This is a genomic window from Arcicella gelida (genome assembly GCF_034931025.1).
GTDB classification, from domain to species: domain Bacteria; phylum Bacteroidota; class Bacteroidia; order Cytophagales; family Spirosomataceae; genus Arcicella; species Arcicella gelida.
In genome coordinates this window covers 158762-181399 of the sequence record NZ_JAYGIL010000008.1, presented here as the reverse complement: position 1 = coordinate 181399, position 22638 = coordinate 158762, and the positions used below count along the sequence as shown (strand labels likewise).

Annotated in this window: 19 protein-coding genes; 17 read left to right on the top strand and 2 right to left on the bottom strand. The window is 33.1% G+C overall.

Features of this window, described 5'->3' with window-relative positions; genetic code table 11:
* Nucleotides 1-14 precede the first annotated feature (14 nt).
* The 9 genes from cmr1 (at nt 15) to VB776_RS08690 (ending at nt 8596) form a co-directional block, all read left to right on the top strand.
* Entirely contained in the window at nt 15-1079 is a 1065-nt protein-coding gene (gene cmr1, locus VB776_RS08730) for a type III-B CRISPR module RAMP protein Cmr1 (protein ID WP_323328095.1), read from the top strand.
* Nucleotides 1079-2896: a type III-B CRISPR-associated protein Cas10/Cmr2 gene (gene cas10, locus VB776_RS08725; RefSeq protein ID WP_323328093.1), complete on the top strand. Its 1818-nt coding sequence runs from the start codon at nt 1079-1081 to the stop codon at nt 2894-2896. The genes cmr1 and cas10 overlap by 1 nt, the downstream gene beginning before the upstream one ends.
* Before the next feature lie 8 nt (nt 2897-2904).
* The gene (cmr3, locus tag VB776_RS08720; RefSeq protein ID WP_323328091.1) at nt 2905-3951 is read left to right on the top strand and encodes a type III-B CRISPR module-associated protein Cmr3; all 1047 of its coding nucleotides are present in this window, start codon (nt 2905-2907) and stop codon (nt 3949-3951) included.
* Nucleotides 3952-3954: 3 nt separating this feature from the next.
* Nucleotides 3955-5187 (top strand): Card1-like endonuclease domain-containing protein, encoded by a 1233-nt coding sequence (locus VB776_RS08715; protein WP_323328089.1) that lies wholly within the window; start codon nt 3955-3957, stop codon nt 5185-5187.
* Between the two features lie 25 nt (nt 5188-5212).
* Nucleotides 5213-6190: a type III-B CRISPR module RAMP protein Cmr4 gene (cmr4, locus tag VB776_RS08710; RefSeq protein ID WP_323328087.1), complete on the top strand. Its 978-nt coding sequence runs from the start codon at nt 5213-5215 to the stop codon at nt 6188-6190.
* A gap of 12 nt (nt 6191-6202) precedes the next feature.
* Nucleotides 6203-6817, top strand: coding sequence for a type III-B CRISPR module-associated protein Cmr5 (gene cmr5, locus VB776_RS08705; protein WP_323328085.1), 615 nt, complete (start codon nt 6203-6205; stop codon nt 6815-6817).
* Between the two features lie 2 nt (nt 6818-6819).
* Nucleotides 6820-7815, top strand: coding sequence for a type III-B CRISPR module RAMP protein Cmr6 (cmr6, locus tag VB776_RS08700; RefSeq protein ID WP_323328083.1), 996 nt, complete (start codon nt 6820-6822; stop codon nt 7813-7815).
* 266 nt (nt 7816-8081) lie between these two features.
* Complete coding sequence (locus VB776_RS08695) at nt 8082-8222, top strand: DUF1016 N-terminal domain-containing protein (protein ID WP_323328081.1); 141 nt, start codon at nt 8082-8084, stop codon at nt 8220-8222.
* Nucleotides 8223-8350: 128 nt separating this feature from the next.
* Nucleotides 8351-8596 carry a hypothetical protein gene (locus VB776_RS08690; protein ID WP_323328079.1) on the top strand — a complete coding sequence of 82 codons (246 nt, stop codon included), beginning with the start codon at nt 8351-8353 and terminating at the stop codon, nt 8594-8596.
* A 799-nt stretch (nt 8597-9395) separates the two neighbouring features.
* On the opposite strand, the gene VB776_RS08685 is transcribed toward VB776_RS08690, so the two are convergent.
* Nucleotides 9396-9806: a hypothetical protein gene (locus VB776_RS08685; RefSeq protein ID WP_323328077.1), complete on the bottom strand. Its 411-nt coding sequence runs from the start codon at nt 9804-9806 to the stop codon at nt 9396-9398.
* A 416-nt stretch (nt 9807-10222) separates the two neighbouring features.
* Here VB776_RS08685 and VB776_RS08680 point away from each other — a divergent pair, with 416 nt between their 5' ends.
* The 7 genes from VB776_RS08680 to VB776_RS08650 all read left to right on the top strand — a co-directional run bounded on the left by VB776_RS08680 (nt 10223) and on the right by VB776_RS08650 (nt 20902).
* Nucleotides 10223-11317, top strand: coding sequence for a Fic family protein (locus tag VB776_RS08680; protein WP_323328075.1), 1095 nt, complete (start codon nt 10223-10225; stop codon nt 11315-11317).
* 755 nt (nt 11318-12072) lie between these two features.
* Entirely contained in the window at nt 12073-12417 is a 345-nt protein-coding gene (locus VB776_RS08675; protein ID WP_323328073.1) for a T9SS type A sorting domain-containing protein, read from the top strand.
* Between the two features lie 54 nt (nt 12418-12471).
* The gene (locus VB776_RS24625; protein WP_323328071.1) at nt 12472-13071 is read left to right on the top strand and encodes a hypothetical protein; all 600 of its coding nucleotides are present in this window, start codon (nt 12472-12474) and stop codon (nt 13069-13071) included.
* 539 nt (nt 13072-13610) lie between these two features.
* Nucleotides 13611-14018: a hypothetical protein gene (locus VB776_RS08665; RefSeq protein ID WP_323328069.1), complete on the top strand. Its 408-nt coding sequence runs from the start codon at nt 13611-13613 to the stop codon at nt 14016-14018.
* A gap of 51 nt (nt 14019-14069) precedes the next feature.
* Nucleotides 14070-19244 carry a helicase-related protein gene (locus VB776_RS08660; protein ID WP_323328067.1) on the top strand — a complete coding sequence of 1725 codons (5175 nt, stop codon included), beginning with the start codon at nt 14070-14072 and terminating at the stop codon, nt 19242-19244.
* A 64-nt stretch (nt 19245-19308) separates the two neighbouring features.
* Nucleotides 19309-19626, top strand: coding sequence for a helix-turn-helix domain-containing protein (locus tag VB776_RS08655; RefSeq protein WP_323328065.1), 318 nt, complete (start codon nt 19309-19311; stop codon nt 19624-19626).
* Between the two features lie 10 nt (nt 19627-19636).
* Entirely contained in the window at nt 19637-20902 is a 1266-nt protein-coding gene (locus VB776_RS08650) for a type II toxin-antitoxin system HipA family toxin (protein WP_323328063.1), read from the top strand.
* A 59-nt stretch (nt 20903-20961) separates the two neighbouring features.
* Here VB776_RS08650 and VB776_RS08645 read toward each other — a convergent pair whose 3' ends face one another.
* Nucleotides 20962-21867 (bottom strand): zeta toxin family protein, encoded by a 906-nt coding sequence (locus VB776_RS08645; protein ID WP_323328061.1) that lies wholly within the window; start codon nt 21865-21867, stop codon nt 20962-20964.
* Between the two features lie 307 nt (nt 21868-22174).
* On the opposite strand from VB776_RS08645, the gene VB776_RS08640 reads away from it, so the two are divergent.
* A complete protein-coding gene (locus VB776_RS08640) occupies nt 22175-22489 on the top strand; it encodes a hypothetical protein (RefSeq protein WP_323328059.1) in 315 nt (104 codons plus the stop codon).
* The last annotated feature ends 149 nt before the right edge of the window (nt 22490-22638 follow it).

The following is a 22638-nucleotide window of genomic DNA, read 5'->3' as shown; positions in this document are numbered from 1 at the left end:
AACATTATACATATATGCAAACCATCACTTTTACTTGCGAAGTAATTACACCGATGTTTCTGGCAGGAGCAGACGGCACTACTCCCGAATTACGCCCTGCCTCTATCAAAGGAGCGTTACGCTTCTGGTGGAGAGCGATGAATGGGCATTTACCAATTGATGAGATGCGAAAGCTTGAAGGAGAGATATTTGGGAGTACTCAACAGCGAAGTAAGATTATCATACGTACAGAGTTAATCACTCCTAAGTATGATAATATCAACAAATCTGAAACCTTGCACGGTAGAGATTATCTTATGTATTCGGTCTTTATGAATGAGAAGAAAGCTATTACATCAGGTAGTTTTAAAGTAGTATTGTCATCAATTGACAAGGAAGCTTTATTGGAAGCGACTTATTGTTTTTGGTTACTTTCTAATATTGGTGCATTGGGTACTCGTTCAAGAAGAGGATGTGGTAGATTTATTATTCAAACTTATACAAATAATAAATATGATTTTAAGTTTAACAACACCTCAAATAATTTAATAGAACATTCTGAATATCTTCGGCAAGGCTTAAATACAATAAAAAAGCATTTTGGAACAAATTCAGTTGATACAAAAACCTTGTATCCTAACTTTCAGAATTACAGTATATATATTATTGATAATGGATGTAACAAGGCAGAGGATGCTTTAAACAACATTGGGGAACTCTATATGAATTTCAGACGTAGAAGACAACCAGATTACGACAGCGTAAAAGAGTACATAGTAAATGGCACAGAACATCAAACAATTGAAAAAGCAAGTTTTGGTCTTCCAATAAGCTATAGATACAGTTCTTTAAAAAAAAGTGCGTTGATTGAAGGGGGAAATAAAGTTACACGCAGTGCTTCAAGCTTGATGATTGAAATTATCAAAGTAGGTGAGAAATTCTATCCTATACTTATCAATTTTAATTCTCAATTATTAGAAAGTGGCGTAAGTCTAAAGCTGTCAAGTAAAGAGCAAAAGAAAGCTGTTTATCCAAACATTCCAACTACAAATTTGAAGAATGACTTTATTACAAGTATCAACGGGAAAATATCAATATAATGAGCAATAACAAAAAACACCTCTTCCTTTTCACCATTGGCCCAGTACAATCGTTTATTACTCAGGCAAGGAAAACGCAAGATTTGTATGCAGGGAGTCAGATATTATCCATTTTAGCCCAAACAGGACTAAAATCTTTAAAGAATGTTCAGCCTATTTTTCCAAGTAAAATAGATGTTGAATCTGTCCCCAATCGTTTTTTGTATATTGTCGAAACAGAAAGTCCTAAAAAGGATGGAGCGTTTGTAGAGAAAAAAGTTAGAGATGAATTTTATAATATTTCTTTAGGTATTTTAAATAAATATATGAAGGGATATAAATTCTCTAACTGGGATGAACTATGCAAATTAGCACCTACAGACATATTTATACAACACTTTAAACAACAAATAGAACAGCATTTAGAGATATACTGGGTGTTTGAAGAAATAAAGAACGATGACTATAATACTGCTTACTCAAATATACAGCAGCAGTTAGCTAGTATGAAAAATATACGCCGATTTCAACAATTTAATCAAGGAGCTGGTGAAAAAGGGCGTAAATGTAGCCTTGATGGTGAACGAAATGCCTTATTTTTTGGTGAAGGCACTAATTCCAACTATCTAAACTCAAAATGGAATTCTTTTGCAATTACACTTGAAAGTACTAAAGTAGCTAAAAATGAAGGACTAAGTGCCGTTAGCTTTCTAAAGAGAATGTATGATAGCCAAAGCTTTCCCTCAACAATTGAAATAGCACTAAAAGCCGATATTGAAAATATATCAGGAGAATCTCTAAAAACGCTCAATGAGTATAAAGACATTATCTTTAATCCTAATAAAATAGTAAGCTTATGCCTACAAAATTTTACTGATATTAATTTTAACGCTAAACAACCTTTCATTACCTCTTTTGACACAGAATATTATTACAGAGAGAATATCACAGAAGAAAATTTTCCTAATCCTTATCAGAGACAAATGATATTGGAAAAGTTTATACCCTCTTTTACACACACCTTAAATACAAGACATTACGCTCTCATTTCATTTGATGGTGATAGCATGGGGCAATGGCTTAGTGGTGAATATCTACCTCAAGATATTTCATTGCTAGTTTTTCATCAAAACATATCTGGCTATTTAATAGATTTTGCTAAAGAGGCTACTGTAATTGTTAACAGTTCTGGCAAAACCATTTACGCTGGTGGTGATGATTTTTTAGGGTTTGTTAATATTCAATATTTATCTTCTGTGCTTGTAAGCCTACAAGAGGCTTTTAAAGAGAAAGTGAACAAACCTTTAAACCAATCATTATCTTTCTCAGCTGGGATTGTCATAGCACATTACAAAACGCCTTTAAATGATGTATTAAATCAGGTTAGGAGATTACAAGGTAATGCGAAAAAAAGCTTTGATGATAAAAACGCCTCTGGATTAGCTTTTATGAATCGCTCGTCAATCATTGGTGAAACGTATTGTAAGAATGATGATTTATGTTTATTGTTTGATTTAGCCAAAGCCTTTAAAAATAAAGAAATAAGCTCAACCTTTCTCTTCAAGTTTGTAAAAAACTGTAAGCCTATTATCGGGCAGCTATCAGATGAATTTGCTTTTACGGCACAAGTATCTATGTTAAAGGTAGAACTAAAACGCTTGATAAAACGTGCAAAAAGTCCTTCAGTAGACTGGCATAACATTGAAATGTCAATTTATGAGCCATTGGTTAACACAATTCTATTGAGGGGTTTTAATCGAAAAAACTTAGAAACGTCGATAGATAACTTTGCATCGTTTGTCAAAATGGCTGAAAAAATTGCAGGAGAACTAAAATAAAGCAACTCATGAACAAATCATATTTATTTATTCAACCACTCGATACCTTATTTTTTCGTTCTGGAAAACCTTTCAGTAAGGGCGAAGAAGCTTTTGTAGATAGTTCTATGGTGATTCCTTATCCATCTGTGATTTGGGGTGCATTATTTACAAGCCTTTGCATCAATAGTGGAGAAGAACGATTACAAAAATTTTCTATTAAGGACGAAGACCTACAAAAACTTCAAGTCCATCATATATATCTACATAATCCTGTATTAGGCAAGACGCTTATTCCTGCACCACTGGATTTGTTTGTAGATGATAAAAGGGAGTATTTCTTTACTGAAAAATACATTAATAACACCCTTTCAAATGTACCATTTTCAACATTACTAAAGCCAAGTATCAAGGATACTGAACGAGAAGAAAATCTTTTTATCAATGTAGAAGATTTATTTGAATCATACACCGCAAGGCAAAATTATAGAACAACGGTTTATACACCTGATAATTTTAGCACGAAAAACCCTAAAGTGGGCATTGCTTTATCTAAAACCTCACGAACAACAGTAAACGAACAATTCTATAAAGTGGAAATGGTAGAGTTTGCTAAAAATTGGGGCTTTTTGGTTGAATATGAGTCTAATTATGCTTTTGACAATGGCATTCTCAAATTAGGTGGAGAAGGAAAACTGGCTTCATTTAAGAAAATTGAACAACCTAAAATACCGATTTCCTCAACAGATATTGAGCAAGCAAAATATGTAAAAGTATATATACAAAGCCCCACGTTTTGGGAAAGTGGCGATGGAATAGAAGAACTTAATAACATAGATGGTTTTGAATTGGTAAGTGCCTCGATAGGTAAATATCTCTCAATAGGTGGATTTGATGTAAATAAAAAAGAACCCAAATCGATGAAAAAGGCTGTTCCTGCGGGGTCGATTTATCTTTTTAAAAAAGAAAATAATAATAGTAATTTGGCTGATATTATAAAAACATTAATAACTGACAATACAGCTAATTGTAATGGTTTTGGAAAGTTTCAAGTTATACCTTTTAAAGCAAATTAACCTATGAACAATACAGATGAGTTAAATGGGGAAAACACATTTGATTTAGATTCTGGTGAATACAGTTATGTATGTGCCTCTACCCTTAATCAAATGGTAAATTATATTCCTTTGGTAATGGATAAGTTTAAATTCAAGGATTTTTATACTGTTACGCTTTACAAGGACACAAATTTTACCACTAAAGTTAAAGAAAACGCAAAATGGGATAAAAATCTAAAGGATACTTTAGACAAAAACATCATTACATTTCATGAAATCAAGATAGCACAAAATGAATTTCTAAAAGTATCTGAAACAATAAAAGCTTTTGATGAAGCTTTAAAAAACAAAAAAGTTTTCTGGAATTTAACTGGAGGGCAACGCCCGTTTATATTGGCAGTACTGGAATATGTGAAAGATAAGCCAGAGCATTATGTTGCTTATTTAGAAGGAAATACAGGACAAATATCAGTCAAATCAGCCCATGAGGAAATACTTATACCGTATTCCTTACCTAAAAGAACAAAGATAGAAACGGCGTTGAAATTGATGGGGTTTAACGCACAAAGTACTCTTTCCATGAAAGAGAGTAATAAAGAAGAGCAAGTATTTTGGTTAGATTTTTATGAGAAATATAAAAATACTTCTTCAAATCTTAGAGAGAATTTAGTTTTACTCAACAAGAAGAAACATGAAAATGGTACAAATTTTACACAATCTGATAAAGAATCTTTTTGGAAAAAAATTTACCAACTCTGTCAACTGGACATTCATAATGATAATAGTTATTTAAGAAGATTTCGTTTAGGCTCAAAAAACCAGTTTCCATTTGGGTATATCTTAGAAGAAATGTGTTTTCATGTACTTTATGGTACTGCGGTCAAATACTCTTTAGGTATATATTCAAGCGTAAGAACTTATTCTGACGAAGCTGAAAGTCAATTAGATGAGTTCGACATTTTGATATTTACTAATCAAGGAACAATTCTGAATATCGAATGTAAAAGCGGTATTATGGATGGAGATGTTGCCAAAAGTACAAAGTATTCTACTTATGCTATTTCGGGAGTATATGGAAAGCCAACCCTCATAACTCCTCTTTTGGAAAGTGAAATATCTACTCCAATACCTAAATATCCTCTAAAGAAATCGTTTGAGGCAATAACAGCCGCTCAAAAAGCAGGATTGCCAATTTGGAGTATTGATAACATTAAGAAGGAACTTGAGGAAATAATTAAGGACAATAGCAAATAAGTATTACACATAACACAACAACACTATGTACCAAAACGCCAAACCCCTATTTTTTATCTGTGAAACGCCCTTACACGCTGGCAGTGGCTCAGATTTGGGTATAGTTGATTTACCTATTCAACGAGAACGACATACTTCTTTTCCTAAAATCGAAAGCTCTTCTTTAAAGGGAGCAATTCGACAGGCTTTTGAAAGTGTTGAAGGAGTAAATTCACTTATTACCAACGCTCTTTTCGGGACAGAAGACGCAGGCAATGATGCTCATGCAGGGGCGTTGGCATTTACAGATGCTCGTTTACTCTTGTTTCCAGTTAAAAGTATGAAAGGCGTTTTTGCTTGGATTACCTGCCCTAAAGTACTTCAACAGTTTGAAAGAGATATGGCTTTGACAGATAAACCTTTCACAATCAAGGAAGATTATCAAACTGGACTTGAAGAAGGTATGTGTTTATTGTTAAATCAAGCGAAATCTAAACTTAAAATAGGCAACTCAATTGTATTAGAAGAATATGCTTTTATTTATAAATCAGCGTCTTTAACAATAGATGGTAAACCGTTAGAAAATTGGCTTTCAGATAATTTACCTACGTCTTGGAATGATAAGATTAAAGAAGATATTGTAGTACTATCAAACGATGACTTTACCGATTTTGTCAATCTAAGTACTGAGGTGATTACAAGAATTGGTATTGATAATGATAAAGGAACAGTTAAAAATGGAGCTTTATTTACCGAAGAGTTTTTACCTGCTGAAACAGTAATGTATAGCATGGTAATGTCTGCACCAATTATGGTTGATTCCCAAAAGAAAGATGAACATGGGAAAACTGTAAAAGACCTTACAATTGAGGAGTTAGACAAGACGGAAGAGTGTAAAAAAGAAACAGACTTGTCTAAAAAAGTTATGTGTGCGTTTATCAAAAAGTTGCCAAGTATTTTTCAAATTGGAGGTGGTGCTACATTAGGAAAAGGAATTGTTCAAACAAAAATCTCTAACACTTAAACCTTACGAGCGATGACAACAGTAAAAGGAATAGAGCAAGGACGTGCTGATTATGCTTATAAATGTGTCAATCAAGTATTGAGTTTAGACACATTTATTTTTGATGGCAAAACGATAGATTTTTCTGATTTATTTATCAAAGCATACAAAGATAAATTCAAGAAAAAACTTGAAAAAAACCAACAAAACAAGGATTTATTAGATGCTTTCTTAAAAGATGCAGAAACTAATCTTAGCAATTGGAAAAACGAAAAAGATAACTTTGAGGCTGACTTAGTAAATTATTTCCATAAATATGCTAAAGAATATAAAGCTTATTCTCGTAAAATTCCAATGTTGATTAAAACACATGGACTTGGAGCTACTTTTGCCTATATGAAGGCAAAAGGTAAATCAGACGGTACACCTTATCATTTGTTATATGAACAAACACAAACATGGATACAAAGTAGAGCTTACTTTAACGATTATATCCAAAACGATATATTAAAATCAATTGTTGAGTTGGATTCTAATAAATATCGAGCCTTAACAAGTGAAGTGATTACATTATTCGGCTGGCTTAAAAGATTTTCGGAAGGTTTAATTGAAGGAGAAGACGATAATAACGCTCAAGACGTTGTATAAAAATGGCAAAGAACAAAAAAACTATAAATGATTTTTCCAAACTTAACGAGCTAATACCTGATTCTAGTCGTAACAACACTACAAACACAAGTATTATGGATGAATATAATAAACTTTGGAAGAACAAAAGAAACGACTCTTTCAACTTTGATAGAGCGACTTACCTTCCAAAGTATTCTGAAAATCTTACAAATGAATTAAAGAGATTTAAAACAATTGATTTTGATAATTTTGCATTAAAGCTCAATAAGTTTTCTCGTTGGGAAAAAGACAGCAAAAATAATTATAAATTTCGCTTCTTTGGTAGTTATTCAGAGAAATTAGCAAATGGTAAATATGAAGAGCATAAATATGAAATACGAGAGTTTTATGGTTTAACAAAGTCTGTCTTTGATGATTTGGTCAAACGGCACAAGTCAAATGCCGAAAAAATTTTCTATAAAGATTTTATAAAATGTCACTCTTTCAAACCCAACTGGCGAGTAATTGTTGGTTTAGGCACTGACAGTGTGTATGAAACAGGCATCACCTTGCACCATATTTATGGTTTTCCTTATATTCCTGCCAGTGCAATTAAAGGAATTACAAGAAGCTATATAATCTCTGAAATGTATAATAGCGATGAAACGCAAGCATTTCAAAATAAGCTGTTCTGTGATATTTTTGGGTGTGTTGACCAAAGTTATTATAAGGAATCAAGAAAGGGAAAAATCGCTTTCTTTGATGCTATGCCTTTGACTCCTCCCAAAATAAAACCTGATATAATGAATGTGCATTATCCTGATTATTATGGCGAAGGTAAAGCTCCGACAGATATACAAAACCCTAATCCCATTTTCTTTTTAACAGTTGAAGATACAGCATTTCAGTTTATCTTGGGTTGTAAAGATAAAGAAAGTACTACTCTACTGGAAACGGCTTTTGAATGGATGAAAAATGCTTTATCAGACAAAGGCATCGGTGCAAAAACCGCCGTAGGTTACGGATATTTTCATTAAGACTCATTCTCTCTTCTTGTGTTTATTCTGTATAATTAGGAATCCAATTCCTAATTATACAGAATAAACAACTATCTATTTAGTCAACAATTGTCTTGTTGAGAAAAATTTGAGCCTATTCATCCATCAACTATTCCTTGTCTTTCCCAATAAATTCCAACAAAACCATGACTACACTTTATTATTCTATTTCCGAAATTCTTCGTAATGTTCAACAATCAACAAAGGGCTTATTCGACTGTCAATCTTTCGATGATTGATGCCTATTGACACATTGGTCAGAAAATCGTGGAAGAGAGCAACAGGGAAATGGAAGGGCTAAATATGGAGATAATATTTTACAACGATTGTCTCAAGAATTATCTGCTGAGTTTGGAAAAGGATTTAATCATACCAATTTAGAGTAAATTCGTCAGTTCTATCTTGCTTTTCCAATTCGTCACGTAGTGCTTAACGAATTATCGTGGACACATTATCGCTTGCTACTAAAGGTACAAAATGAAAAAAGCTCGACAATATTATTTACAGTATAGCATTGATTATCAATGAAGTACTATTGATAATCAATGCCATTTTAAAGGAAATCAATCCCAATACTCCTACTCGTCCTAAAAAAGATATTATTGTACCGAATGAAATTACTTTACTTGAACCAGCACTTGAAAAACTTTGTACCAATGCAGGTTTGGTTTTACTTGAGAAACAATCAATTCAATATGGCGTAAAAATCATAGTAAAACAGGGGTATCGTAGAGTCTGTTCACCAAACTGTATCAGTTAAAATGATGGACTCGTATATACAAACCTTCCTAAACAAAGTTTCCATGAAAATAACCTGCCACTAAGATAGCTAACACAGCTACTTGGAATCCAGCCCACTAAAAACTTGGACACATATTAAGTTATATTTTAATTTGTGTTGTCATAGGCAAACATCAAAAATCATAGAGTCAGGAAGAAAAGCTAACTTTCGCAAAGTATTACAAAGAATATTTAGCAGTTGAAGCTTCCACAGAATTTAATGTCTCCAGTGCAAATATCTATAACAGGGTATCAATCCTTAAAAAAGGTGGAATTTCAAATTTATCCGTTGCTAATGGTTCTGATAATGACAAAGAGTCTCTAAATCTTCAACGAGAAGTCTAAACCTATAAAGAGATTATTGCCAAGAATGAATTGTCTCTTAGAATCAAAGACGCTTTGAAGTTGTGCCATTATATATCATGAGGTATCAAAAGTTCCTGAAAAATACCAATCGTTTTTTGAAGCACTTAATACCTCGATAATTGATAAAAAAGGCATTGATTATTGAATTGATTACTCATGGGCTATTGGAAGAAAAATTGACCAAGTACATTCAATTTATCCAATGTGTGAGAAATAAGTGCTGCAAATTGAAAGCTTCACTATCATTGATGAGTTTGCCGATAAAAAATCATCCCTGTAAAAATTAGTGATATTGATATTTGAAGTTAAGAAGTCGAAATTACACTTAAAGCAATCATTTAGGGATTGAAAGTATCAGGAAGAACAATATCTTATTCTTCCCATTTAATTATGTTTTGGCGGAAAAATGAGGCTTATTTTTTATGGATCGTTTTAATTTTTGAATAGACAGACCTTGATGAATCATAATTTTTCATTTTAACAGCATTAGCCTCAGCTTGGTCTTCATCATCTCCAAAACCAACTGCATATTTTACTACTGAACACTTCCAGCCAGCTATTTCTTTATCGTATTGGATAATAACGGCGAAAGGACTTCTTGACGATTTAATAGAAACATCTGTTCGACTAATCCCATAATGTTCTGCCAATTCAGATTGTATTCTTGTTGATAAAGAATTGTAATCATTTCCTTCAGATGTATAGTATGAATAGCCTGCTACCTCCGAAAATGTACTTGAAACACTTCCACTTGTACATTTTTTCTTTGTATATGCTACTCCAATAACAATGACACCCTCATCATCCTTATTTGTAGCATCCATAGATGTTAAGCACAGCAAAGAGCCTAAAAGTGCCATACTTAACCCAATTCGCTTTAATTGAATCCTCATAATTGTGAAGTTTAAATTGTTTTAGTTTAACGGGAATATAAAAATTTGGATAATCATTCAAATTTGTGTCACTGATACCAACATATATTCACAGCACATTAGAAAGGGTTATTTACAAGAGACATCTAAAAAATATAAAACAAATTTAGTTGGCAAAAAAGACACAATCAATCCCCATAAATAGGTATAATACTTAATGAAGAAAATACTTACTCTGTCTACAGCCTCTACGAAACAGAAATATTTTTTAATTAAACAACAAGTTAGCCTTGCGAAGAAAAACAAAGCTATTCTCCGCATATTATGCGGAGAATAATCGCTATATTCACCGCATAATCTATTTTAACATGGGTAACTACATACATCAACAGGCTGACTGGACAAATTTTACTTGGGACGATGCTTTGCTTTCTGCACCACTTGGCAGGGTTAGAAATTTACAAGGCAGACTTATGGGTAAAATGGAACAGTTAGGCTTTGTGCTTCAACAAGAGGCTTTTCTGGCTACACTTACTTTAGATGTACTAAAATCAACTGAAATTGAAGGAGAATTTCTTAATCCAGAGCAAGTTCGTTCCTCTTTAGCAAGGCGTTTAGGAATAGATATTGTTGGCTTAGTACCTTCTGATAGAAATGTTGATGGCATCGTTGAAGTAGTGTTAGACGCCACCCAGAATAACCAAACGCCACTGAGCGATGAACGTTTATTTAATTGGCACGCTGCACTTTTCCCAACTGGAAGAAGTGGAATGTACCCGATAACGGTAGCTACATGGCGAACTGGCGTTATGCAAGTTGTGTCGGGTGCAATGGGTAGAGAAAGAATCCATTTTCAAGCACCAGAAGCCTCAAAAGTAAATCAAGAAATGCAAAAATTTATTACATGGTTTAATGAAAACCAAGTGATTGACCCTGTTTTAAAAGCAGGAATTGCCCACCTTTGGTTTATCACTATTCACCCTTTTGATGATGGTAATGGTAGAATTGCAAGAGCCATCACAGATATGCAATTATCAAAAGCAGATGGCAGTAGCCAACGATTTTTTAGTATGTCGGCACAGATTCAAAAACAGCGAAATCTTTATTATGAAACCTTAGAAAAAGTACAAAAAGGCACGTCGGATATAACTATTTGGCTTGATTGGTTTTTAACATGTTTAACAGAAGCTTTACTAAACACGGATATAATTCTTGAAAAAGTACTGAAAAAAGCAAGATTCTGGGAAAAGCACAGAAATACGTCCTTTAATGAAAGACAACAACTTTTATTGAACAAACTCATGGATAATTTTGAAGGGAAACTTACTTCTTCTAAATGGGCAAAAATAGCCAAATGTTCGGCAGATACAGCCCTGAGAGACATTCAAGGTTTAATGTCAAAAGGAGTTTTAAAGAAAGAAAATGCTGGAGGTAGAAGTACTAATTATGAATTAGTGTATTAGTATTAAAATGATAAATTCTGGATATAGGTATCACTCACAAGTAGTATTTGAGGTAAACTCAAAGTTTGATGCTACTGACTTTGCTACCAATAGAAAACCACACTTAACTACCTGTCCAACAATTATTTACGACCATCTATACAGACGCAGAAATCAAAAATAAGGCTTCCAGAATAACTCTCAGTAGAATAAGGGTTGAAAATCTGGTCATAGAAAAGAAAACAAAGAGCTTATTCTTCTCAGAGAGAAACTTCCATTAGAATGACTTCTTGCGACAAAATACATTATTCTTATCTTACTTCTAGAATAATCAAGAAACTTACTATTTGAATCATTACGTTTAGCCTTAATAGTTCGCATTTACTCCCCTAGTCTAGAATAATCTTATATGATGCCACATACCGGAAACTTTACTCTTTTGTTATAAAAGAAATGCTTAAAATCATTGGTGTGGTTAAAAGTGTAATCAGAAGACACAACTATTCGTATAATAGATAATTACATAAAACTAAGTTTGTTGTTTTTTGAACAAATTACATATAAAATATAATTAAAATAAGCATAAAATAATTTGGAATACTTCAAAAAAAAACAAATATTTACACTATAATTTATCACATCATCAATTTACTCCATTAAGCATTAAAATTATACATTATTAATTTTTAACAGCTATCAATCTACAATAGAATATGATAGGGGCAACAGCTGAAAAGCCCTTAACAAAGTAAGCTCTAACTATTAACTTTTTTATTATGAAAAGCCTAAATTCTACCTTTATAAAGGGGAACAAAAAACCTATTCTCTTTATAGAAAAACAATTTCTCTTTCTAATCATTTTATTATTCCATTCTGCTTTTTTCAGATATCCAAATCAAACAACATTCTCTCTAAATTTCGATAATCCAATTGAACAAAATATTTCACTTGATTTGATAGATATAACTGGACAAACCGTAAACCTATTTACTAATGAACGCTACAAGGAAGGAAAATATTCCAAAACCCTTGACGTCAGTAATATGTTATCAGGAACATATATGGTTAAGTTATCATCTGATATTGCATCTGCCACAACAAAATTAGTAATCTCTAAGTGAATCGTACTTCAATCATAATATAAAAGACGTGGTTGGAGATAAAAATCATATCCGATGAAATACACAATAATGATATTGATACTTACAACTTTACTATGGTTTCAAAGTTGTAAAAATGAAGAAATAGACCCACATGTTAGCGGAGAAGTAATAGCGGGAGCTATTAATGGAAAGCCTTGGCAAAACACTAATTTGAGAATTGGTTATTCAAAGAAATGCACCCAAAGTATTAGCTTTGAAATTGTAGTTTATAATGAAGATAGATTTCTTAGAGAGGCTTTTGGAATTGGTAAAATTCCATTGCGAGAAGGAAGTTTTGACATCATAAAACATGAATTTACGGGAGAATCCGTTCAAAGTAATTGTTTGAATGATTCCACGATTAACACGAATACTGTCAGCGCTTCATATTTTACAAAACAAGATGATGGACATATTTTAAAAGATACCTATATAGTGTTGAGTAACCCAAAGGAAAAAAACAGGTTAACGATTACTAAATTAGATTTAACAAACAACTATATTGAGGCAGAATTTGATGCTACTTTTATATTAAAATTGGGAGATGATGGCAAGAAGTGGTTTGCAGATTCTCCTGATACACTAAGATTTAAAGGTGTAAAATTTAAGGCTTCAATTGTAAATCTTCAATAATTTAAAGAGAGACTGTTATAAATACCTAGTTGAGCTTAAACTTTAACAAATAGCACTTCCTTTGCAGCTTCAACCTTAATGTTGAAGCTGCTTTTTTATCAATACAACTTGATATGCCTCCCCTCAATATTGACTTCACTATTCTTCTTGAATAAATCCGTTAGGTAAATTTTAAAACAATTTAAAACGACCTCTATGGGCTCATTCTTCTACAAATAGGCAACAAAATGTAGGTGTTATTTCTACTATTATAACCCAAGCAAGTGTTCCCATCATGAAATCGTGTGTAGCTAAAGCCTATATTTCATGATGGGAACTCTTGCAATTACTTCCAAAGACTGTCTTAGTAAGCCTTGTCCAACTGCCCCGAGAAGGCTGTCTTTGGACAACAGTCATGCCGATTTTCTCAGATTCTTCTTTAGTTCATCTCTATTTTTTTAATGTATTCTTCCAAATTATACTTTTTAAATTTTGAATAATGTTTAAAGTTATTAATTTTATGTTAAAATTAGTTATATACATACTAAACTATCTTTTATATGCAAGCGCAATTATCCTTCAAAGACTCTGTCATTTCTGAAAAACAAAAAACAGTCGTTGCTTTTTTAGAAGCAAATAATCCTGACATCTTGGACTACTATCCAAAAGCTGATTTGGAATCTCTTATCAATCAAAGAATTCAACACTATTATAGCGAATTGGAAAGGCTTATACTCCTAGGTTTTCAGTCTGCTGAAGCCGAGGAAATAGCAAATAAACAGCTCTTTGATTTTCAGACGAGCTACACGAGACTGTATGATATATTGGTGGAGCAATACGCCTTTAGTATTGATGTTTTTGATGATGAGACCAGGGCGAAAATCCTTTATTTCTCTAAAGAATATCGCTCGTTGATTGATGAAGAGAAATCTATCTCAACACTGATTGAATCCTTTTTTTTGGATTAAATCAGCTTCATTAAACACATAGCTCTGTATTATTCTAAACCTTCTGCCGAAATGTCCTATCAAAAAAAGCAAGTCCTCAAAGATAATTTGGAGGGACTCAAAACTGCGTACCAAATCCTCGAAGAAAAAAGAGTTGCTACGCCTGATGAGAAAGAGATGCTCTCAAAATTTAAAGGTTGGGGAGGTTTAAAAGAACTACTCTTGCCTTTGGATAATATCTCTTCTTGGAGTTTAGAGTCACTAAAAATCAAACCTCAGATTGAAGAATTACATACTTTCTTATCCTCAAAGCCAAACTATCAGCAAAATATCGAGAGTATCAAAAACAGTATCCTCACCAGTTTTTACACTTCTCCTGAACTCATTCGTTCCATTGGAAATGCCCTTCTAAAAAATGGTGTAAAAGCTAATAATTATCTTGATCCAAGTGCTGGTACTGGCTTATTCTTTAGTGAGTTCCAACAATTGGGAATTGCCATGAAAGATAGCTTACTTATAGAGAAAGACGATTTAACGGCTAAAATCCTAAAGGCACTTTATACTAACAGTATAAATGCTCCTTTTGAAACTGTTGATAAGCATAAAATGGGGACTTATGATTTAATTTCTTCCAATATTCCTTTTGGCGATTTTAAGGTTTTTGACCCCATTTATAATCTCAACAAGAATAAAGTAAAACGACAGGCAAGTAACCATATTCATAATTTCTTCCTTATTAAATCCCTTGATTTGTTGAAGGAAGGCGGAGTTTTGGCACATATTATGCCTTATGGTGTGTTGGATAGTCCCGCTCATTTGCCTATCAGACAATTTGTAATGGCTAATGCTAATCTCATTTCAGCCATTCGATTACCTCAAAATACATTTTTGGACGCTGGTACTCAGGCAGGAGCAGATTTATTGATTTTACAAAAGACTGGACCTAAAACCACACTTAATCCAATGGAACAATCTTTAGTACGAACTGCTTTGATTACGAATGAAAAATCCTCTCACAAATTTCACCTCAATGAATTCTTTCATCTGAATCGCCATACTATCATTTCTGACGAGTTAACCTTCGGGAAAGACCAATATGGCAGACCGAATTTAGCGTATTTAAAAGCGGGAGGGCTACCTGAAATTTGTAAAGCTGTGGATGAAATACTGGCTGCTGATTTCAAGAAAAACTTTACCAATAATCTTGCTGCGAAGGTTACTGAACCTTCGCTATTTAACACGACTTCCGTTAGTAAGAAAGTTAATCTTTTTCAATTAGACCTCTTTGCACCTGCTGTTCCTATTAATCCAGTTGAAGCTAGTTCGCACATTACAGCAACATTGCCCAAGAACATTCCTTATAAAACACCTCTGACCGAAAGCGATATTGATGGTCAGTTTGTCATTGAAAATGATAAATTATACAAGCTTAAAATTGATGTTGGTACTAATTATTTAGTTCCTACTGATTATACTAAGGAACTACAAAATATGTATTTGGCGGTGATGCAAATCCGTAAAACTTACGATGATTTGTATCGCTACGAATTAGCCGAAAAAATTGAGCATCCAGTCTTAAGAAAATCACTCAATGAACTATACGATAACTTTAAGAGTGTTTATGGTTCTTTGAATAGCAATAGAATTTATTTAGACGAAGACCCTAAGAATAAGCCACTTTTCGGGCTAGAGCGAGTTGAAAATAATGAATTTATAAAAGCTGATATTTTCCATAAACCCGTTGGTTTTAATCAAGTACATGATTATTCTGTCAAGGATGCTTTTTATGTTTCATTGAATCAATATGGTTTTGCTGATGTGCCTTACATAGCTAAACTTAGTCAAAATAATGAGACTGCCATTGAACAGCAATTATTAGCGGATAAACTTATAGCTTATAATCCTAAAACTGCTAGATTTGAAGGTTTTGCTTCTGTTATTTCTGGGAATGTGGTCGAGAAAATCAATTGGTTAGAAAACAATTTACCGCACATTGAAGACCAACAAAAAAAGGAAAGATTACAGCATACTTTAGATTGTTTAAAGGAGGTTCTCCCTACTCCTATTAGTTTTAATGATTTAGATTTTAATCTGGGAGAAAGATGGATTTCTCCTAAAATCTATGAACATTTTGCTCGTCAGCTCTTCAACAGTTCAAGTATTTCGGTAGATTATTTAGAAAATACCGACAACTACATGATTTCATACCAAAAGTATGAACGCAATGAAAATATCAATACTTTGTATGCCGTTGCTGCCGATAATAATAAAGTAAATGGAATTGATTTGCTGGAACATGCTTTGTACAATACTACGCCAAAAATGGAAAAGCTAATAGGTTACGATGCTGACAAAGGTAAAAATATCTATGTGACAGATAAGGATAAAACCATTTTGGTCAATAACAAGATTGAGGATATTAGAAACAAATTCGTCAACTTTTTGAATGAACAAGACATTGAATTTAAGAATGATTTAGCCAAAACTTATAATCAGAAATTTAACTGCTATGTAAAACCTCAGTATGATGGTGAACATTTAACTTTCCCACAATTAAACTTACAGAATTTAGGCATTCCTGATTTATATAAATCCCAGAAAGATGCGGCTTGGACGTTGATTCAGCAAGATGGTGGAATTGTTGACCATCAAGTTGGTTTGGGTAAATCATTGACAATGATTGTAACAAGCCATGAAATGAAACGCTTGGGCGTAGCCAATAAACCTTTGATTCTTTGTTTGAAAGCGAACATTGCTCAAATTGCTGAAACCTACAAAAGGGCTTATCCAGATGCCAGCTTACTTTACAGCGGTGATGTAGATTTTAGTAAAAAGAATCGGGAAAACATCTTTAATCAAATCAAGAACAATAATTGGGATTGTGTAATTCTTACCCATGAACAGTTTAGCAAAATACCTCATTCTCATGAAGCCTTTTCGGCTGTTCTTGGAGATGAATTGAATAATCTGAACAAGGATTTGAAGGTGATGAATGCGATGTCACAAACCTATGAGACTAAACAACAATACAAAGGCTTATTGAAACGACAGGCTAATTTAGAAAGTAAGCTTAAAACCAAAATGGAAGCGATTAAGGAACATCGTGATGATGTACTCAATTTCGATTCTATGGGGATTGACCATATTTTTGTTGATGAATCGCATATTTACAAAAACCTTACTTACAGTACTCGACATAATAATGTAGCAGGTCTAGGAGGTATGGAAGGAAGTGACAGGGCTTTAAATATGTTGGTTGCACTACGAACTTTACAGGAGAAAAAAGGGAAAGATTTAGGGGTTACTTTTCTGTCTGGTACACCTATTTCTAATTCTTTGAATGAACTTTACTTACTTTTCAAATACCTTCGACCCAAAGAATTAAAGAAACAACAGATTTTTAATTTCGATTCTTGGATTGCTACTTATGGTGTTAAATCAACAGAGTACGAAATCTCCATTACCAATAATATCATTCAAAAAGAACGATTTCGAGAATACATCAAAGTACCAGAATTAGCTATTTTTTATAGTCAAATTACAGATTACAAAACAAGTGATATGGTTGGCATCTTCCCGGCCAAAGCCAAAACTGAATTAGTGGTTTTACCACAAACCAAAGAGCAACAGGATTTTTCATTGCGTTTACAAGATTTTGCCAATTCTGGTGACGGTACTTTAATCTATCGTAATCCACTAAGTGAAAGTGAGGAAAAAGCAAAAATGCTAATTGCCACCAATGAGAGCAAAAAAATGGCATTAGATATGCGATTGATTCATCCCAACTTTAACGATGATGTCAATAATAAAATCAATCAATGCTGTCATAAAGTATTAGATTACTATCAGGAAGGTAATCACTTCAAAGCGACTCAAATGATTTTCTGTGATTTGAGTACACCTTCCTCAAAAAGTACGGGGTTCAATGTATATTTTGCCATCAAGGATAAGTTGATTGAAAAAGGCTTAATACCCGATGAAATTGCTTTTATTCAATCTTTCAAAACGGATAAACAGCGAGAAAAGCTATTTGAAAAAATGAATAGTGGTGAAGTACGAGTTTTGATTGGCTCGACAAGTACTTTAGGTACTGGCGTAAATGCACAGCGTCGAATGATTGCCATGCACCATTTAGATATTCCATGGAAACCTTCTGAATTTGAACAGCGAATTGGTAGAGGTGCCAGACAAGGCAATGAATATGCCATGAAGTTTAATAATAATGAAGTACATAATTTTGTCTATGCCGTTGAACAGACGCTAGATTCTTATAAATTCAATCTTCTGCTTAACAAAAGTATTTTTATTAACCAGATTAAATCGAATCAGCTGGGAGTACGGAAAATTGACGAAGGCGGAATGGACGAAGCCAATGGCATGAATTATGCCGAGTACTGTGCCATTCTTTCTGGAAATACTATGCTCCTTGATAAAGCAAAATTAGAACGGGAACTTGGGAAAGTTGAATCTGAAAAGTTTATGTTTCTAAAAGACCAGCGACTGGCGGAAGAAAAGATTGAAGGGTTGGAAACTTCCTTACGATTAAATGAAATAAAAAAAGAAGCATTTCTGAAAGATCAAAAGTTTCTTTTAGAACAACAGTTAGCGTTTAATGCAGAAAAGGTTAATCTTGATAAATACTTGGTTAATTCACAGACCTTAGAAAAATTTATTACTCGTCATTCAGATTCACTTTTTGATAAAAAGGAGTTTGACATAAAAACTGAAAAGGGATTAGGTGCATATCTTGTTAAATTAAAAGATAGTATCTCTCAAGAAGGAATTACCGAAGTAGGCACTTATGCAGGCTTTAAAATGTATTTCGAAACGACTAAGATAAGAGACTTTGATAATAGAGTAAGTTTAGAAAACATCTTAATCATACAAGGAAAAAGTAATGAAAAGTATGTTTTCAATGGAGGAAATCTTGCGAATACCCCCGATATAGCCGTACAATATCCACAGAGAACACTCGTCAAAATCCCCGCTTTAATCGAAAGTGTACAACAGAACATTGAGAATATCAATAAAAATATCAATGATTTAAGAAAGTTTATCCAAGAAGACTTTAAAGGAGAAAATGAACTTATTAAAGTCAAAAAAGAACTTGATTCCCTAAAAGAAAAGATTGATAAAACCATTGAAAAAAAGGAAAAGTCAAGCAATGTTATTCCGTCCAGCAATGCTGAAGAGCGGGTTGTTGAGATGGATAAGAAAGGGATGGCGGTTAAAAATCTAAAACAATAGCTCTGCCCTATAATGTTTGATATTATAAACATTATATATATATTTGTTCGTAATATCAAACATTATGAACTCTAAAGCAACTATATTATTACCGACTGCTGCTAAAATATTAGCTCAATTAGGAGAAGATATTAGACTTGCTCGTCTAAGAAGAAAACTAAGTGCCGAACAAGTTGCTGAACGTGCGGACATTAGTCGTACCACATTATGGTTAATTGAAAAAGGTACGCCAAGTGTTGCGATGGGGACTTACTTGCAAGTACTGTTCGTTTTGGGTTTAGAAAAAAACTTTCTAAACCTAGCCAATGATGATATTTTAGGTAGGAAACTACAAGATGCCGATTTATTAGTCAAAAGACGGGCAAGCAGAAAAACTAAATAGGCATAAAATAATGGCAGAGAAAAAACGACATATTGCTGTATTTACAGATTGGGAAACCTCAACTGAACCTCAATTAATGGGAGAGTTATCAGCCACACAAATCAGAGGAAAAGAAATCTTTACTTTTGAATATGATAAACAGTGGTTGACAGTCAATGAATATCTCTTTTCACTTGACCCTGATTTAGCATTATATAGTGGAAAGCAATACTTAAATGATACTAAAGGTAATTTTGGAATTTTTATGGATTCTTCACCCGACAGATGGGGACGTTTACTCATGCGTAGGCGTGAAGCTGCTATGGCAAGATTAGAGGGGCGTAAAGAACAATTACTTTTTGAAACAGATTACCTTTTAGGTGTCTATGACCAACATAGAATGGGAGCAATACGTTTTAAGGAATCTATTGAGGGTTCATTTTTAAATGATAATAAGGCAATGGCTGCTCCACCTTTTACCTCACTAAGAGAATTAGAGCAAGCTAGTCTTCAACTTGAAAAAGATGACAGTGTAGATAATCCTGATTATTTAAAGTGGTTAAATATGCTCATTGCTCCTGGTTCATCTTTAGGAGGTGCAAGACCCAAAGCAAGTATTGTAGATACCAATAACCATTTATGGATTGCAAAATTCCCAAGTAACTTTGATAATCGAGATACTGCTGCATGGGAAATGGTCATTTATGAATTAGCCCAAAAATCGGGGATTCAAATGTCAGAAGCAATGATTCAAAAGTTTAGTGGTCAGCATCATACTTTTTTGACAAAACGTTTTGATAGAGTCAATAATAAAAGGATTCATTTTGCATCTGCCATGACACTATTAGGATATACCGATGGAACAGATTTTCAAGATGGGGTAAGTTACTTACAATTAGCTGAATTTATCATGCGAAATGGTTCAAATGTAGAGGGTGATTTAGAACAGCTTTGGAGAAGAATTGTCTTTAATATTTGTGTCTCTAATACAGATGACCATCTTAGAAATCATGGATTTTTATTGACAAACAAAGGTTGGGTACTCTCCCCTGCCTTTGATATAAATCCCATTGAAACTGGTACTGGATTAAAATTAAACATTTCAGAAAATGATAACGCTTTGGATACTAATCTTGCATTGGATGTCGCTATATTTTTTAGGCTAAAACAAGAACGTGCCAAGCAAATTATTGAAGAGATTAAGCAAGCCGTAGCAGAATGGAAAACAATAGCTACAAAATATAAAATAAGTAGAAACGAACAGGAAATGATTAGCAGAGCTTTTATGACAGTTTAGTGAACAACCCCTTACCTATCAATACATAAAAGAGATTCGATCTATTGATAGGCTTAAAATCACACTGCCGTCATCTTCTTACTTTTAGTTTTTCCTTCCTTACCTTCTAAAATAAACTTGAAGTTGAAATCGAAACGTACTTTCTCTAAAAAGTTAGCATCTCTACTTGCTTTCATGGCTTTTACCTTTTGAGCTTTCTCTTTTAAATAAGTTAATTCTGTCGAAGTAAAATCTCTGTTTTGTTCATTCAAATAAGCTTCTAAAGCCTTTTCCTTCTTTTCTTCCAAGATGATTTGCTTGGATTTCAATGCCCCATTTTCTTCAAAAGTATGAAGTCGATAAATGTTGATTTTATCCAGTAGTTGTTGTTCGTATAACTTTTGAAGTGTCTGTGGAATCTTAATACAAAGCTGATCATGATACTGTTTAGAGACAAGTCTTCCACTTTTTTCGGTTAGTAATCGATGTTCATACGCTTCTTCTGCATTCAAATAACTAAACAGTTTATTGACAGATAACACTTTCAAAGCTATCTCATAAGCTTGCTCTTTGTATTTACTTAATCGTTGAACGGCTTTTTCTGCATTGCCTAAACTTGCTTCTAATACAACATTGTAATGATTTTGAATCGCATAGTCTTCAATGTGTAGCAAAAGCTCTTTGGTAAAACCTGTGGTTAGTGGCAATAACATATCTGGATATTCCTGCTTAATCTCAGCAACATTAGGATGATAGTTCCTCAAAATATCTGCTGACAATAAAATAGTATTCCCAGCAAGCTCTTCTGTAGCCATAAAATTTAACTCTTCTTTCTTACTCCCTGATGACACACCTACAATAATCAAACTTGGCTTCTCTGAGGGAGCTTTACTAGCGCTACTATCATGAGTAGCCTTTAACTTTATCTCTTCAATTTGTTCAGCATTCACAAAAAAGCGCTCTTTGAGACCTGCTAATAAATCCATCTGCATAAAAGTGATATATATTGACTTGTGGTTATATTGGTAAAATTACACAATTTATTTGATTCATTCAATACACCAATACCAAACTAACAAAAAGATAATATTGTATTGATATAACTAGGTTAAAATCAATTAACCAACCCTTACAATTAAAGTACCATTTATTAATTACACGACATCCTTCAACGCTAAATAAAAAAGCTATTTCTATCTAAAATAGCGTATAAATACGCTAAAACCAATAAATTTTATAATATATCTTTGATAAACTTATTAAAAACAATCTCACTTAAACTCTTTATAAAACATGACTACAAAATTCAAAAAACTAATCCTAAATGTCTTTACATTAATTACATTTTCATACTTGTACATCTCTACTCTGTTCGCTCAGCAAGGCTCTAATACTTTTAAAGATTTTGACTCGCAAATTGGTAAAATTGATGTATCATCGATGAAAACAAATTTCTTTCTAAATAAAGGGTTTCCATTCGATAGTCAATTAGAACCTTTTAAAAAATTATCTACTAATGAACAATCTTATGTCTTATTGGATAAATTAGAGTGGACGAAACTATATATTGGTCTAAGGAAAGCTGATTTAAAAAGTAGTAAAACATAAAGGGATTTTGATGAAGTAGAAACTGAAATTAATAGTCAGAAATCCAAAATCATTGAAAGGACTTATGAAAACGTCACTGTAGGTATTATTGATATTCAAGGCGAATATTTATCTAAAACAGAATTAGAAAGTAACGCTTCTTCTAAAGC